The 12,591-nt window shown below is 67.7% G+C and carries 13 protein-coding genes and 1 pseudogene; 7 read left to right on the forward strand and 7 right to left on the reverse strand.

The features are described from left to right. Positions 1–41: 41 nt before the first annotated feature. Positions 42–281, forward strand: a complete 240-nt coding sequence (locus OID54_RS37160; RefSeq protein ID WP_329027038.1) for a hypothetical protein — start codon at positions 42–44, stop codon at positions 279–281. A 560-nt stretch (positions 282–841) separates the two neighbouring features. Here OID54_RS37160 and OID54_RS37165 read toward each other — a convergent pair. Together OID54_RS37165 and OID54_RS37170 are read right to left on the reverse strand one after the other, a co-directional pair. Beyond that, a complete protein-coding gene (locus tag OID54_RS37165) occupies positions 842–1,654 on the reverse strand; it encodes a hypothetical protein (RefSeq protein WP_329027040.1) in 813 nt (270 codons plus the stop codon). Positions 1,655–1,775: 121 nt separating this feature from the next. Further along, positions 1,776–2,090, reverse strand: coding sequence for a hypothetical protein (locus OID54_RS37170; protein ID WP_329027043.1), 315 nt, complete (start codon positions 2,088–2,090; stop codon positions 1,776–1,778). Positions 2,091–2,378: 288 nt separating this feature from the next. Between OID54_RS37170 and OID54_RS39330 the strand changes: the two genes are divergently transcribed. Beyond that, positions 2,379–2,543 (forward strand): hypothetical protein, encoded by a 165-nt coding sequence (locus OID54_RS39330; RefSeq protein ID WP_443055825.1) that lies wholly within the window; start codon positions 2,379–2,381, stop codon positions 2,541–2,543. Between the two features lie 482 nt (positions 2,544–3,025). Beyond that, the gene (locus OID54_RS37175; RefSeq protein ID WP_328304434.1) at positions 3,026–3,466 is read left to right on the forward strand and encodes a hypothetical protein; all 441 of its coding nucleotides are present in this window, start codon (positions 3,026–3,028) and stop codon (positions 3,464–3,466) included. Positions 3,467–3,993: 527 nt separating this feature from the next. On the opposite strand, the pseudogene OID54_RS37180 reads toward OID54_RS37175, so the two are convergent. Further along, positions 3,994–4,755 (reverse strand): annotated as a pseudogene (locus tag OID54_RS37180) (AraC family transcriptional regulator); the annotation flags it as partial. 162 nt (positions 4,756–4,917) lie between these two features. On the opposite strand from OID54_RS37180, the gene OID54_RS37185 reads away from it, so the two are divergent. The 3 genes from OID54_RS37185 to OID54_RS37195 all read left to right on the forward strand — a co-directional run bounded on the left by OID54_RS37185 (position 4,918) and on the right by OID54_RS37195 (position 7,852). Next, entirely contained in the window at positions 4,918–6,390 is a 1,473-nt protein-coding gene (locus tag OID54_RS37185; RefSeq protein WP_329027045.1) for a DHA2 family efflux MFS transporter permease subunit, read from the forward strand. Between the two features lie 468 nt (positions 6,391–6,858). Beyond that, positions 6,859–7,200 carry a hypothetical protein gene (locus OID54_RS37190; RefSeq protein ID WP_329027048.1) on the forward strand — a complete coding sequence of 114 codons (342 nt, stop codon included), beginning with the start codon at positions 6,859–6,861 and terminating at the stop codon, positions 7,198–7,200. A 172-nt stretch (positions 7,201–7,372) separates the two neighbouring features. Further along, positions 7,373–7,852, forward strand: a complete 480-nt coding sequence (locus OID54_RS37195) for a nuclear transport factor 2 family protein (RefSeq protein WP_329027050.1) — start codon at positions 7,373–7,375, stop codon at positions 7,850–7,852. Between the two features lie 68 nt (positions 7,853–7,920). On the opposite strand, the gene OID54_RS37200 is transcribed toward OID54_RS37195, so the two are convergent. The 3 genes from OID54_RS37200 to OID54_RS37210 all read right to left on the reverse strand — a co-directional run bounded on the left by OID54_RS37200 (position 7,921) and on the right by OID54_RS37210 (position 9,996). Continuing rightward, entirely contained in the window at positions 7,921–8,061 is a 141-nt protein-coding gene (locus OID54_RS37200) for a hypothetical protein (RefSeq protein WP_329027052.1), read from the reverse strand. A 75-nt stretch (positions 8,062–8,136) separates the two neighbouring features. Beyond that, positions 8,137–8,316, reverse strand: a complete 180-nt coding sequence (locus OID54_RS37205) for a hypothetical protein (protein WP_329027053.1) — start codon at positions 8,314–8,316, stop codon at positions 8,137–8,139. Positions 8,317–9,276: 960 nt separating this feature from the next. Beyond that, positions 9,277–9,996 (reverse strand): CTP synthase C-terminal region-related (seleno)protein, encoded by a 720-nt coding sequence (locus OID54_RS37210; RefSeq protein ID WP_329027055.1) that lies wholly within the window; start codon positions 9,994–9,996, stop codon positions 9,277–9,279. Between the two features lie 76 nt (positions 9,997–10,072). Between OID54_RS37210 and OID54_RS37215 the strand changes: the two genes are divergently transcribed. Then, positions 10,073–10,957 (forward strand): LysR family transcriptional regulator, encoded by an 885-nt coding sequence (locus tag OID54_RS37215; RefSeq protein WP_329027059.1) that lies wholly within the window; start codon positions 10,073–10,075, stop codon positions 10,955–10,957. 461 nt (positions 10,958–11,418) lie between these two features. Here the strand turns inward: OID54_RS37215 and OID54_RS37220 are convergent, their stop codons facing one another. Next, complete coding sequence (locus OID54_RS37220) at positions 11,419–12,243, reverse strand: GNAT family N-acetyltransferase (protein ID WP_329027061.1); 825 nt, start codon at positions 12,241–12,243, stop codon at positions 11,419–11,421. Positions 12,244–12,591 lie beyond the last annotated feature (348 nt).

Genomic DNA, 12,591 nt, shown 5'->3' on the forward strand with positions numbered 1-12,591 from the left:
CGATAGGAAGGGATGCCCGGAGAGCGGAGCGTGAGGCGAGGGTGGAGTCGGCTGTCGGCAAGGAAGCTGCCGACGCGGCTCTCGATCTCCTGGAATTGGTGGAGTACGCCTGGCATGACTGCTACGGCGAGGTCACGCCGCCTGAGGAGATCGTCGACGACATCTTGACGTGCGCTCAGGGAGATCTCGCGGAGATGATCCGTTTTGCCCTGATGGCGGTTGAGGATTCGCGCGATCTTCATGTGGCCGCTCGTCAGATTGAGGCTGATGGAACTCCGTAGCGAGTAGGCCCCGGCGGGTACTTGTTGGCGAACCCTGCCGACGGCACCACCGAGATCGGTGGTGTTGGCACACTCCCCACCGCCCGCCGCCAGGGTCGGGCCGCAGCCGTCACGGCGGCCCTGGCCATCCACGCCCGCGGCGCGGAGTGCACACCATCTTTCTCGCCTATGCGGAGGACCACGTCGCTCGAATCTACCGCCGCCTGGGCTTCCGCGCCGCCGATGTCGCCCTGCTGATCGCCAATCACCTCGCACGGTCGTAGATTCTCGGCCCGCCATGGTGGGAGGGCCCCGGCTGCCAGATTCTGGGGGACACATCGGGGCGTGCTTGGACGTCCAGCTGTCTGTCCGAAAGTGGGCAGGCCCCAGTGAGTGACCGTGGGTTTGAGGGCTGTGAAGAGGAAGCGCGCGTACTCCCAGCAGATGGACATAGCCTGATGGTGGCAGCCACTAACAATCCCTCTTGGCGCCTGAGTCGACTGTCTCGATGGCGTCAGTCGCCACCGACAAGGGAGGGCAGGGCGCCAGAGCTCTGACCGACTCCGCCCGCTCCCGCGTCGTCACCCTTGGGCCGGGCCTGAGACCAGGGGGCTCAGCCTCATCACTGTGATCTCGATCTGCCCGTGGCCGTCTTCCCATCCCGCGATCGGCTCGCAGCCCTCGTCCTCCAGGACGGTCGTCGTCTCATCCTGATAGAGCGGCATCAGGCCCTCCGCGCCGTCCGTGCAGAAGTAGGCGAGGTGCGTGCGCAGCGCGGGGTGCTCGATCGTGGCCAGGTCCTGCTCCCACTCCTCCTCCGGCTCCGTGGGGACGGTGAGGGTGAGGGGGACCAGTTCCTCAGGGGTGCGGCCGGTGTCCAGGGCGACACGGAGGGCGTCGAGAAGGGTGCCGTCGCAGACCAGGCGGGGAAAGTAGATCTCCCAGGTGTCCTTGAGGGCGGGGGTGGTGAGATCGACGCCGAACCGGTCCAGCAGAGGTGCTATGTCGGCGCCTCTGACCAGGCTCCCCGCGAAACAGACCGACTTCAGGGCCGTTGTGAAGTCCTTAGGGAGCGGTGATTGCGGGCTGTCGCACCGCCCGAAGTCGAAGATCGAGGTACTCGGGTCGAACAGCGGCTGCCGGTCGGGCTCGCCGCTCAGACCGAAGGGGCAGGGGATCGGCCTGGCGCCGCTCAGGGCCTTTGGGTGCACCCAGTCGGGCTCCCGCAGGAACCCGCTCTCGTTCAGCGCATTGCCCTGGAGGCCGACTGCGTAGACCGCGGCGGGGTCGAACTCGTCCAGTGGGCGGCCGACCAGGACGCCGAAGGCGTGGACCAGTTGGCGGTCCCAGTCGGATAGGGAGGCTTCAGGGGTTTTTCGGGATTCTGCTGTCATGGCGGCACCGTAGTGCCGCTCACTGACAATCTGAGGCCCACCCACAACTGGGCGCCCGGGCAACCCCGCCGCACGCGTGCAGAACCTGTGCGCTGAGCCGTGGGGGGCGTGGCTTAACCGGTCATAGACCGGTGATGTCCCGAGCCCTTTTCAGCACGGAGCCGAGTGTGTCCACCGCGGCGCCGTGCCGCTTCTCGCGCGCCGCCCGGTCCGCCGGTACTAGCCGCGCGGCAGTCTGCACGGCATAGGCGTCCGGGTCGCCGAACGCAGTCCGCGGGTCCACGTCCATATCCGTGCAGTGCGCCGTGACTTCTTTCACCGCCTGGAGCACCACTGCACGATCCACGCCCGGCTGCCTGGCCAGCCGTACCTGGAATCGAGCCAGCCACTTCTCGCGGTCCTCCGCCGCGTCCGTTGTCCGGTCCTTCTTCGCCACGTGCCCTCCCGAATAGTCGGCAGCCGTCCGTCAAAGGGGTCGTACGCCTACAGCTTCCAGCCGCGCCTGCCCGGAAGTCCTGATGGCAGACCTCCCGCCCTATTGAGAGCTATCATGTTTCGGCTCACCAACGCCAACGACAGTCCACCGAGGCGCCTGGCGGCTTGAGTCCGTCAGCTTCCATCCCGACGGGGACACCCTGACAACCGCTGGTAACGGCAGCACAGTCCGTCACTGGGACGTCAGGGACCCCCGCCGTCCGCAGGCTCGGGCAACACTGACCGCACCATCAACAGCGTCTACTCGGCTGTCTTCAGCCCTGACGGTCGCACCCTGGCCACTGTCAGTACCGACCACACCACCCGCCTCGGGGATTGCGCTGACCTCCACCGCCCCCAAGCGCTGGCCACCCTCAACGGCCACACCGGCGCCGTCGTTGGCCGGGTGGGGTGACAAGTGGGCCAGGATAGGGGCTACTCCTGTCTCATCCCAGGATGTCCGCGCGTACGGCTGCGGGCTTCCGCCGTCGACGTCGCACGTCTGGGCGCGCCCGGTTCTGGGCGGTACGGCGGAAAAATGTCTGAGCGGTGTCCGTATTCAGGTGATCTGTTCGATGTGCGCTGGGAGCTGATGAGTCGGTCCGGTCGGCATAGCGTTTCGAGCGCGCTGCGGTCGGGCCGCCGCCTTTCCCTCGGGCGGCCACCCGGCGCCAATCGAAGACCCGGGACACGGAGTCGGCCGCTTCGACGCCGGGGTCCAGCATGAACGACGGCCGCCCCGCCCACGACCGTCGGGCCTCCGCCACGGCTTCGGCCGGTACCGCTCCACCTTCGCGAGATCGCACCCACTCCGGCCGCGCTCATCCCAGCCGCCGGTGTTGAGACGATGCCGGGCCCTGGTACGCGGGTGGCGGCTGGGCAGGCTAGTTTGCTTGGATGAGTCTTCTTGATGATGTAGCCGAGCGTGACGGCTGGCGGTGCTGGGTGTGTGACGAACCCGTCGACCCTGACGAGTCGGTCAACGACCCGCGGGGCCCCAGTGTCGACAGCCGGACCGCCGACCGGAAGGCCAAAGTCGCCGAGCGGCTCGCGCACCGCGGGTGCAATACCCGCAAGGGCGCGGTCAAGGTGGTCATCGCCTGGCCGGAGCGCCTGTACGTAGTCGAACCTGCGCCGCTGATCGCCGTTGCCGACAGGCTGGAGCGCAAGGGAGGCCGCGAGATGGTGGGCCGTTGTCCGACCAGGAAGGACGCCCAAGAAGCGGCGGATTGGCTGGTGGACCGGTTCTCCCGACTCGTACCAGGACTTCCGGTGACCGCCGGCATCGAGGCGGGCGGCGGCCAGTTCCTCGTCATCCTGGCCACCGGCCGCCGCTGACCGGGACCACTCGCGCACACCGAGGTACCCGCACATGACACTGCCATTGCCGGCCCCTCGTGCCCTTCTTCTGGTGCGTTAGTGAGCTTTTGGGCCTCAACCACACAGCAGGCCGCAGCCCCGGTGCACCCGGTGCTGAGAAATGAGCACGTTGCCCGGTGTTTCCAGGACCTCCTGGACCTAGTCGACGTCTGACAGTCACAAGGGCTCGGGCTTGGTCCAGGTGGGGACACGGGTTGGAGTCGGGACATCAGTTGCGGGTGCTCACCGACCAGGGCCACAAGGAGGCCCGACTGCCGCTGCCGGAGCACGCAGGGGTCTCCGCGCTGAGCAAGCCGAACTTCGACAGCGATGGCGGGCCAGACGACGGCGACGGTTGCACGAACATTCCGCTGCCGTCATGTCGACGGGAGCGGGGTTCGGTACGCCGTTGTCGTGGCAAAAGAAGCCGGGCCCCCCGTGCCCTCGGGTCCGAACCCTCCAGTAGCCATGGATGGGGCGGCGCTCATGGCTGATGCCTCGAACGAGGTGTCGCCATTGAGGTAGCGTCCCGGGGAAGTGCCGACGGTTCGCCGGAACGCCGCGAGGAAGGCGCTCGACGTTGCGTATCCCACGGTGTGTGCGACCCGGGAAACAGGCTGACCTTCGGCCAGCAGGGGAAGCGCGGCACGCAGTCGCACATGGGTGCGCCAGCGGTCAAAGTGCATGCCGGTGTCGTGGACGAACAGCCGGGTCAGGGTGCGTCGGCTGACCCCGATCGCCCGGGCGTGCGCCTCAAGGCTCCGTGGGTCCGCGGGGTTGAGGAGCAGCGCGGCGGCCACGGTGCGCACCCGGTCGTCGGTGGAGTGCGGGACGATGATGGGGGCGGTCGGCAAGGGGCGCAGCAGATCCAGGACGACCGTCTCGGCACACAGCCGTAGGTCATCGCGAAGGTCGTTGCGGCCGAGGTAGGCGATGAGGTGGGCCAGCAGCCCGTCGACGCCGACCGGAGTGGGGTCCGCCCAGTCCAGATTGCACCTGTCTGGTTCGAAGTAGAGGCTGCACAGCTCCGCTTCACGGGTCGCGCCGGTCCGGTGGACCACCCCCGCGGGCAGCCATAGCGCACGCGACGGTGGCAGGACCCAGTAGGCGTCGTCGACGGCGACGCCGAGCACACCGCGCCGCGCCCAGACCAACTGGTGCTGTGGGTGGCTGTGCGGGATGAACCACTGCCCGTACGCCAACGGAAAGTTTCCGACAACGATTGCGCCCACTCCGGGCGGGACGGCTCCCACAACGGCCTCGTTCATGATCCCTAGCCTATGTCCCCAACGCGATACAGCATGGCCTGGTAACGCATCGCGGTCGTCGTAGCCGGTGCATAGCGTCATTTGCATGTTGAAGAGTCACCCACCGCGCCATGGGCGCTACCCCAGTTCACCATGGCCGTTCACGAGTACGGGGCGTCCGTCATGAAGCCGGTACCAACCACCCTCACTGCTAAAGCCGTTGGGCGACGTGGACCGGCCCTGGTAGTGCTGTGTTTCGTGCAGTTCATGCTGGTCCTGGATGACAACGTGGTGAGCGTGGCGCTCCCCAGCATGCGGGAGGATCTCGGCTTCTCCACCGCGGGCCTTGCCTGGGTCGTCAACGCCTACTTCCTCGCCTTCGGCGGGCTGTTGTTGCTGTTCGGCCGCATGGCCGACCTGCTGGGCCGCAGGCGCGTCTTCCTGACCGGTGTGGCGCTGTTCGGCGGGGCGAGCCTGGTCTGCGGGCTTGCGCAAGAACCCTGGCACCTCGTGACCGGACGATTCGTCCAGGGCGCGGGCGCGGCCATGGCCAGCCCGGCCGCGCTGGCACTGATCACACTGCTGTTCCCCGGCGACAAGGAACGCGCCAAGGCGTTTGGCATCTGGGGTGGCATCGCGGGCCTGGGCGGGACGATGGGCCTAGTGATCTCCGGCGCGCTGACCGGCCTGGCGTCCTGGCGCTGGATCTTCCTGATCAACCTCCCCGTTGCCCTCGCGGCCGTGGTGCTGCTCCCGCGCTTGGTCCCCGAGAGTCGGGCCGGACACGCGGTGCGCCTCGACGTACCCGGTGCAGTACTCGGAACCGGTGCCCTGGTGTCCCTGGTCTATGGACTGCTCCGGGCCGGGGAGTCCGGCTGGAGTGACACGGCCGCCGTCGGGCCGTTGGCTCTGTCCATGCTCCTGGCCGTCGCCTTCGTCGTGGCCGAGACACGGGCCGCCGAGCCACTGGTGTCGTTGTCGTTCCTGTCCTATCGCATCCGCGCCGTAGCCAACGGGGCGACTCTGCTCTTCTCTGCCGCCATGTACGCGATGGCCTTCCTGCTGATGGTGCACCTACAGACCGTGCTGGGCTACCGCCCGCTCGCGGCTGGCGTCGCCTACCTGCCCTTCGGCGCCGGCATCCTTGCTGGCATGTGGCTTTCCTCCCGAGCGGTGGCAAGGCTCGGCGTGCGCCCGGCCCTCGTCATGGCGTTCCTGATCACCGCGGCAGGACTGCTCCTGCTGTCCGGCGTGGCCCCGAGCGACGGCTACGCCTCCGGGGTGCTGCCCGGCATGCTCGTCACGAGCCTCGGATGCGGACTGAGTCTGCCCGCTCTGACCGTCGCCGCGCTCACAGGCACCACCGAGGAGAACGCCGGGGTCGGCTCGGCCGTCCTGAGCTCCGTTCAACAAGTCGGCGGCGCCGTGGGGGTGGCGGTGCTTGTCGCTCTGGCTTCGCGCCGCAGCGATGCCGTGGCGGCACAGGACGACCCCCTGCACGCCGCGACGGAAGGCTTCTCACTCGCGCTCGCCGTCGCCGCCGCTCTCCTCACGCTCGGCGCTGTCCTCATAGGCACCCTGCTAGGGAAGAGGCACCGCCCGGAAGAGGCGCTCGACGCCGCAGAAGCTCCAGCTGACCACGCAAACCGCAGGTAACCATCACTTTGGCGGGCCCCTATCGGTACGTGCCTGTCTCACCAGGCAACTGCCGGGCGTCCCACCGATGTACGAGGCCGAGGACAAGGGGCCGCAGCGAGGTGCCGTCGAGGCTTGCTTCGCCGTAAGCGGTTGCTTCTGAGCCTCCGGTGACGTTGCTGGGTCGGGGGTTGAACGGGAGACGTGGCCCGTCATCCAGCCGAATCTTCGAGCTTGTCGGTTCAGCTGCGTGGCGGGAAGCGGGATCCGCCCACGGGGGCATGGAGATCCACCGCAAGCTCGTTGGCACCGTTTTTCGGGCCCAGGAGTGGTAGGACCGCCGCTGCCACCGGGCGGCGTGGGAAGGGAGCCACAAGATGATCACGGATCCGATCATCATCCGGATTGGTCAGGCTGTGCAGCTCAGCCACCAGGGCGAGCGGGAGGCCGCTCGCCTTCAGCTTGAAGAGATGTGGGAGGAGATCGGGGGTGAGCAAGGGGGACCCCCTGCAGCGTTGCCAGCTGGCGCACGCGATGGCCGATGTCCAGGACGACGTACGCCAGGAACTGCTCTGGGACCAGCGAGCGTTGGTGGCCGCAGGCATGATCACCGAGGCGCGAGTCGAGGAGGCCGGGGTGTCGGTTTCGGCGGCCGGTCTGTACCCCTCGTTGCACCTGAACCTGAGCGAGTGCCATCGCAAGCTGGGCGACCTCGATCGTGCTCGTGATCACCTTGAGCGTGCGCAGGCGACGATCGACGCGCTCGGCGATGACGAGTACGGACAGATGATCAAGAAAGGTCTGGATCAGGTGGCTCAACGGCTACGCTGATCTGCACGTTTCCGCAACTGTGGTCTCTCGGTCTCGGTTTCCCTCGGCTCGCCAACTCCTAGGGTCTGACGCCCAGGAGGCTAGAGGGCTGCTGCGGGCCTGGGGTACCGGTGGGTGTGGAGATGGGATTTGGGTTGACCTGAAGTGCACTTGAGGTAGCAGGCTTGCGGACATGGATGATGAAGCGATGCAACGCCAGCTGCGTGACCTGATCGACCGCGCCGCGATCGGCGACTTGTTGGACCGCTATCTGCTTTCCTTGGATGAGGGGGTCTTCGACGAGGAGTGGGCCCGCGCTTTTCATACCGAGAACGTCACCGCGGCGATGCCTATCGGCACCGTCCACGGCCGGGATGCCCTGCTGGCGCGCGTCCGGCGCGGGATGGCACTGTTCGATCGGACCGTACATTTGGGGACCAACGCCGTCATCGAGATCAACGGCGACCAAGCCACCGCCCGCGGCGCCCAACTGAGCACCCATGTGCTGGCAGATGGCTCAGGCAGCGTCTTCACCTCCGCTGGCCACACCGACACCGAACTGGTCAGAACCGCTGACGGCTGGCGGGTCTCGTCCTCTTCGCTGCGCGTGACATGGACCCAGGGCACTCCACCGCAACTGCCCGACGACCTCTCCCCAACAACCACGTCCTAAATCCGGGCGGGTCGGAGAACGAGCCCCGGCACCATCAAGTACTCAGCGGGGGACGAGCGGGGTGATGCTCACCGTGCTGTCGTTGTCGAGCTGGGTGTGTTGGCGAGTTGGGTCAGGAGTTGCTCGGGTGTGGTCTCGGCGTTGCCACATAGGGCTCGCATCCGGCGGCTGGTGTTGGTGGTGAGCCAGATCTTGGTCCGGATCCCCACTGCCGTGACGCGTCGCTCTTCCTCGACGGGTTGGAGCCGGTCGGTGGTGGCCTGCCCGCCAGGAACCCGTTCGGCTCAGGCCAGGAATCCTGCCACCAGCTCCGCCACCTCCAACGGTTCCTCCAGCAGCATGGCATGCGTTGCGTCGAGTTCCACGACCCGCACCCGTTCCACCCCTCGGGCGGCGGTGAGCGCGGCCAGGTCCTCGTCCAGCCCCTTCCCGTACTCGACGAGCAGCTCGTCGAGCCACTCCATACCGGGGCACTGGAGGTAGCGCCCACCCTGCCCGGACCACCAACAGCGGGCACGGCACCCGGCGCAGCAGCGCGAAGACGTCCAGGGCATCCAGCGCTTCCAGCATCTCCAGCGCCGCTGTCCGCTCGGGCAGCGTCTGCCACCGCCCGTTGTCCCGCGGGTGTATCGCAGCCCGCGCTCGTTCGGCGGGAATGCTGAACTGCCCGGCGTACTCGACCTGCTGTTGAAGGTATTCGTGCGCTACCACGGCTCCGGTCCTACCCAGCTCCCGCACTCGATCCGCCGCTGCGTACCGGCCGGGCACGCCCCAGCCAAAGCCGTCCAGGTTCACCGCGGCGGGGGTGATTCCAGGGTACGCCGCCGCTAGAGGGCAGCGATCCCTCCGCCCAGGGAGTGGCCGACGACGGCTGCGCCGGGTATCGCGTGCTCGTCGAGGGTCTCTTCGATGTCCCGCAGGACACACCGTCGAAGTTCCAGGGGGAGAGCTCGGGGGAGCAGCCGTGGCCGGGGAGATCGACGGCGAGCGAACGCCCCGCGCCGTGGAGCAACAGAACGGGGGGAGTCAGCCTCTCGGTAACCGAGCATGTTGAAGCGGCAGTCGCTGGAAAGTGCGATGGCCGCGCAGGACTCGCTTGCCCTTACATCGCCGACGACTGGGCAGGGTCCGAGGGGAATATTTCCGATCTTCGATGGCACAAAGATCCTTGGTTCAACTCCAGTGACACATGCCCCGTCTGTTATGGCACAGGTCACCGGAGGCTCAGACGGACCCTTACTGGCGCCTGGAGTTGGCCTCACCGCGCTATGGCGGATGGGCGTAGTGGGTGGCGGAGCAAAGCACTTGAGTTGACGGATGCGTGGTCTGCGCCCTCGGGTGGCTCGGGAACCTGTGTCGCGGGTCGAGGGAAGCGCGCCTGGAGCTGTGGGCGCCTGGGACCGTGCACAAGTGAAGGCAGGTGCTCAATAGACGCCTACGGACTGGGCGACGGCGGCTGCTGCTAGGCCGCGGATGAGGGGGTGTGGGCGGGTGCCGTCGCCGGCGAGTTCCGGCTGGAAGAGAGTGGCGAGGAAGAACGGGTGCCCCGGCAGTTCGGCGATCCGCACTTCGCCATCGGTGTCGGTGCCGGTGAAGTGCAGCCCGTGGTTGCGCAGCAGTTGAACGTGGTGGGGGCTGGCGCCAAAGTTGCAGTGGTAGCGCTCGGTGGATCGCTCGGCGCCGATGAGCGCTTCGGCGAGGGAGCCTGCGGTTAGCTCGATCGTGCCCTCGTGACCGAGCAGGGAGCACGCAAGCGGTACCACCACGGCGTCGGCCGCTGATGTGTCCGGCGCGTTCTCCGCGTGACTGGCCGTTGCGAGCCCGGCCACGTTGCGGGCGTATTCGAGCAGGACATGCTGGAAGCCGGCGCAGGTGCCGAGCAGGGGGATGCGGTCCTCGCGGGCGGTGCGGATGGCCGCGAGCGCGCCGGCCTCGCTGCGGTAGGGACTGCCGGGCAGTACCCAGATCGCGTCAAACCCGGCCAGAGTTGTGTGGTCCGCAACATCCTGGGTGGGGATCCAGTAGGCGTCCAGGTCCAGACCGTCACGCTCACGCAGCCCGTCGAGTAGACCCGGGATGCGAGCGTGGGAGCGAATCTGGAGCGAGCGGTCGCCGACCAAAGCGACGCGGGCGGTGTGTGTCATGCAGCCATCCTCAGCCGCCCGTCTGCATCACGTCCAACGATGATTTATGCATCCACTATCAGAGATACTCATACTCATGGATCCGCAGCAGCTGCGTACTTTTGTCGCCGTGGTCGACCACCGCTCCTTCTCCGCCGCAGCCCAGGCCCTTGGATACACCCAGTCCGCGATTTCGCAGCACATTGCCGCCCTCGAAGCCGATCTGGAGGCGCCGCTACTCTCCCGCCGCCCGGTAGCGCCGACCGAGGCCGGCGAGCGTCTGCTGGAGCACGCCCGGCCGCTGCTGCTGCGCCTGCACGCGGCGCGGGCCGACATTGCGCGCCTGCGGCAGGTGCGCCCGGGGCGACTCGCGTTGGCCTGCACGCCGGGTGCGCTGACGCCCGCCACCGCGCTCGCGCTGGTACGCGCCCGCACCGCGACCCCGCAACTCGTGGCCTCGGTGCGGATGTGCGGCCGAGCCGAGGCCGTCCAGGCCGTGCTGACCGGCACGGCGGATCTGGCGCTGGTCGATGGCGCGGTGGCGCCAAGCGATCCGCTGCCGCTCTCCGACGCCGCCCCTCTGCCCGCCTTTCCCGTGAGCGAGGAACCTCTCGCGGTACTCATGCCCGACACCCATCCGCTCGCTGGCCGTTCGGCGCTACAGCTGGCCGACCTCGCCGCCGCCCGCTGGATCGACGCACCCGACGCTGCCGTACCCCTGGCCCAACTCCGGTCCGCCACCCAGTCCGACGGCTTCGGCCATCAACTCACCTACACCGGATGCGACATCCGCGGGTTGGCCCTCCTGGTCGCCGCCGGAGCCGGCCTCACCACTGCCGCCCTGCCCGCCGCCGAAGGCATCCCCGGCATCGCGGCCATACCCATCACCGAGCCCCGCATCGTGCACCGCACCGAACTTCTTCACCCCCGCACCCCCACCGCTCCCGCCGCCGAACTCCTCGACGCCCTGCGCCCAAAGTGATCACAGTGAAGCCAGCACTCAGCGTGTCCGACCCCCGCAGGGATGAAACTCCAAGCGAGGAAATCGCACAGCCGCTCTACCCGTAAACTCCAACGACCCCGCTAGCGTCCACGCGGCACCATAGAAAATCCTGACGGCACACATCGCACAAGGGATTGGCCGGGGCCTTGAAGCGATCCGCTCCTGCGCTTCTCCTGGCCCCGCCGTATATCGGGCCGACGACTGGACCGCCTGGCCCGCGCCGTCCTCATCCCCGACTCCTGGTGCACCCGCAGCTCACCTGGCTCAGCTTCCTTGGCAGGCACATCTGGTGCTACCTGAGCACTGCAACCGAAACCGCGGCCCAGGCCAGACGCTGCTGCGCCTCTATCCGCGCGGCCGGCCCCTCGTCGTCACCAACGGATTCCCCTACGGGGGCCTCCATCACTACGCCCACTCCTCCGACAGACTCCTCCTCTGACCTAGTGCGGCACCGCGTTGATCTTTAAGGGGTACGAGGTGGGGCGGACGAAATGGAGTACTGGTTCCCCGCTGTCGAGCAGGAGGGTGCGTCCGCTGGGAGTGAAGCCTGCACGGCGGTAGAGGTGTTGCGCCCGGTCGTTGCTCTCGCCGGTCCATACCTGGATGTGTGTGTACCCCTGCTTGTTAGCGTGTCCGGAGATGCCTTCGAGGAGGAGCAGACCTATGCGCCGTCCCCAGTGGTCGGGGTGGACAAAAACCATGGAGATGTGGCACAGGTCTTCCAGCCGCGCTCCGTGGCCGTCCTGGTTGCGTCCCGGTTCGGCCAAGGTCATGCCGACCACCTCATCGCCGATTGAGGCCACCAGGACGAGGGCGTCGGGATCGGTGAGCTTGTCTTCTACCCGGGCGACGCGCTGCTCGGTGGGCGGCCGCCCACGGGCGATGTTGGCTTGTTGCCAGATGCCCACCACGGCGGCCAAATCCTCCCCGCGTGCGAGGCGTGCTGTGAGCGGGGCGCCGAGACGCAGGCCGCAGGACTGGTCAAGAGCTTCCTCGGGGGTTCCGGCAGGGTGACCGGTCGGCAGCACGGTGTCCTCATAGCGGCCGGTGCTGTCGGTGTAGAGGGCGAAACCCCACCGGTCGGGGTCGCCGGTGTCGCGTAGGCGACACAGCGGGAGCTCTTCGCCGTTGTCGAGCAGCGCGTCGAGGTAGGCGAACCCTGCACGGTAGCGGACGGTGAGCTCGGCGATGGGCGGCCAGCGCCCGGCCCGCTTGGCAAGGCGTTGTTGCAGTGCTTGGGCCTGCGCTGTGTCCTGGATCGCCATGGCTCCCATCATGCCGGGGACACTCCGCCCGGATCACCGGCTGGACTCTCACGATCTGCGGATCGGTGGGCTGATCTAGGAGTGGGGCAATGGCGCTGGCGAATCCGTTCCTGATCCCTTTGGAGATGTGAGTGGGTGGCGGTGGGTGGGTGTCAGCGGGATCGTGGTGTGGACGCTTTGGTAGGGGGTGTGGGCGGGGCTGGCGGGGTCGGGTGGGCTGGGCTGTATGACGGTTCGCGGTGTTTCGGCGGGTGAGGCCGGGTCAGGATGATCGGCTGCTGTGGGGTCGGTCGAGGGTGTGCTGTTGCTACGCGTGTGGTGGTGGCGGTGGTGCACCGGCTGCTGGTG

The sequence above is a fragment of the Streptomyces sp. NBC_00690 genome, from assembly GCF_036226685.1.
Lineage (GTDB): Bacteria > Actinomycetota > Actinomycetes > Streptomycetales > Streptomycetaceae > Streptomyces.

Excerpts from the sequence above, each read along its gene's own strand:
- OID54_RS37205 (WP_329027053.1), bottom strand. The coding sequence starts at position 8,316 with ATGGAGTGGCTCGACGAGCTGCTCGTCGAGTACGGGAAGGGGCTGGAC.
- OID54_RS37210 (WP_329027055.1), bottom strand. The coding sequence starts at position 9,996 with ATGACACACACCGCCCGCGTCGCTTTGGTCGGCGACCGCTCGCTCCAG.
- OID54_RS37215 (WP_329027059.1), top strand. The coding sequence starts at position 10,073 with ATGGATCCGCAGCAGCTGCGTACTTTTGTCGCCGTGGTCGACCACCGC.
- OID54_RS37175 (WP_328304434.1), top strand. The coding sequence starts at position 3,026 with ATGAGTCTTCTTGATGATGTAGCCGAGCGTGACGGCTGGCGGTGCTGG.
- OID54_RS37220 (WP_329027061.1), bottom strand. The coding sequence starts at position 12,243 with ATGGCGATCCAGGACACAGCGCAGGCCCAAGCACTGCAACAACGCCTT.
- OID54_RS37195 (WP_329027050.1), top strand. The coding sequence starts at position 7,373 with ATGGATGATGAAGCGATGCAACGCCAGCTGCGTGACCTGATCGACCGC.
- OID54_RS37165 (WP_329027040.1), bottom strand. The coding sequence starts at position 1,654 with ATGACAGCAGAATCCCGAAAAACCCCTGAAGCCTCCCTATCCGACTGG.
- OID54_RS37185 (WP_329027045.1), top strand. The coding sequence starts at position 4,918 with ATGAAGCCGGTACCAACCACCCTCACTGCTAAAGCCGTTGGGCGACGT.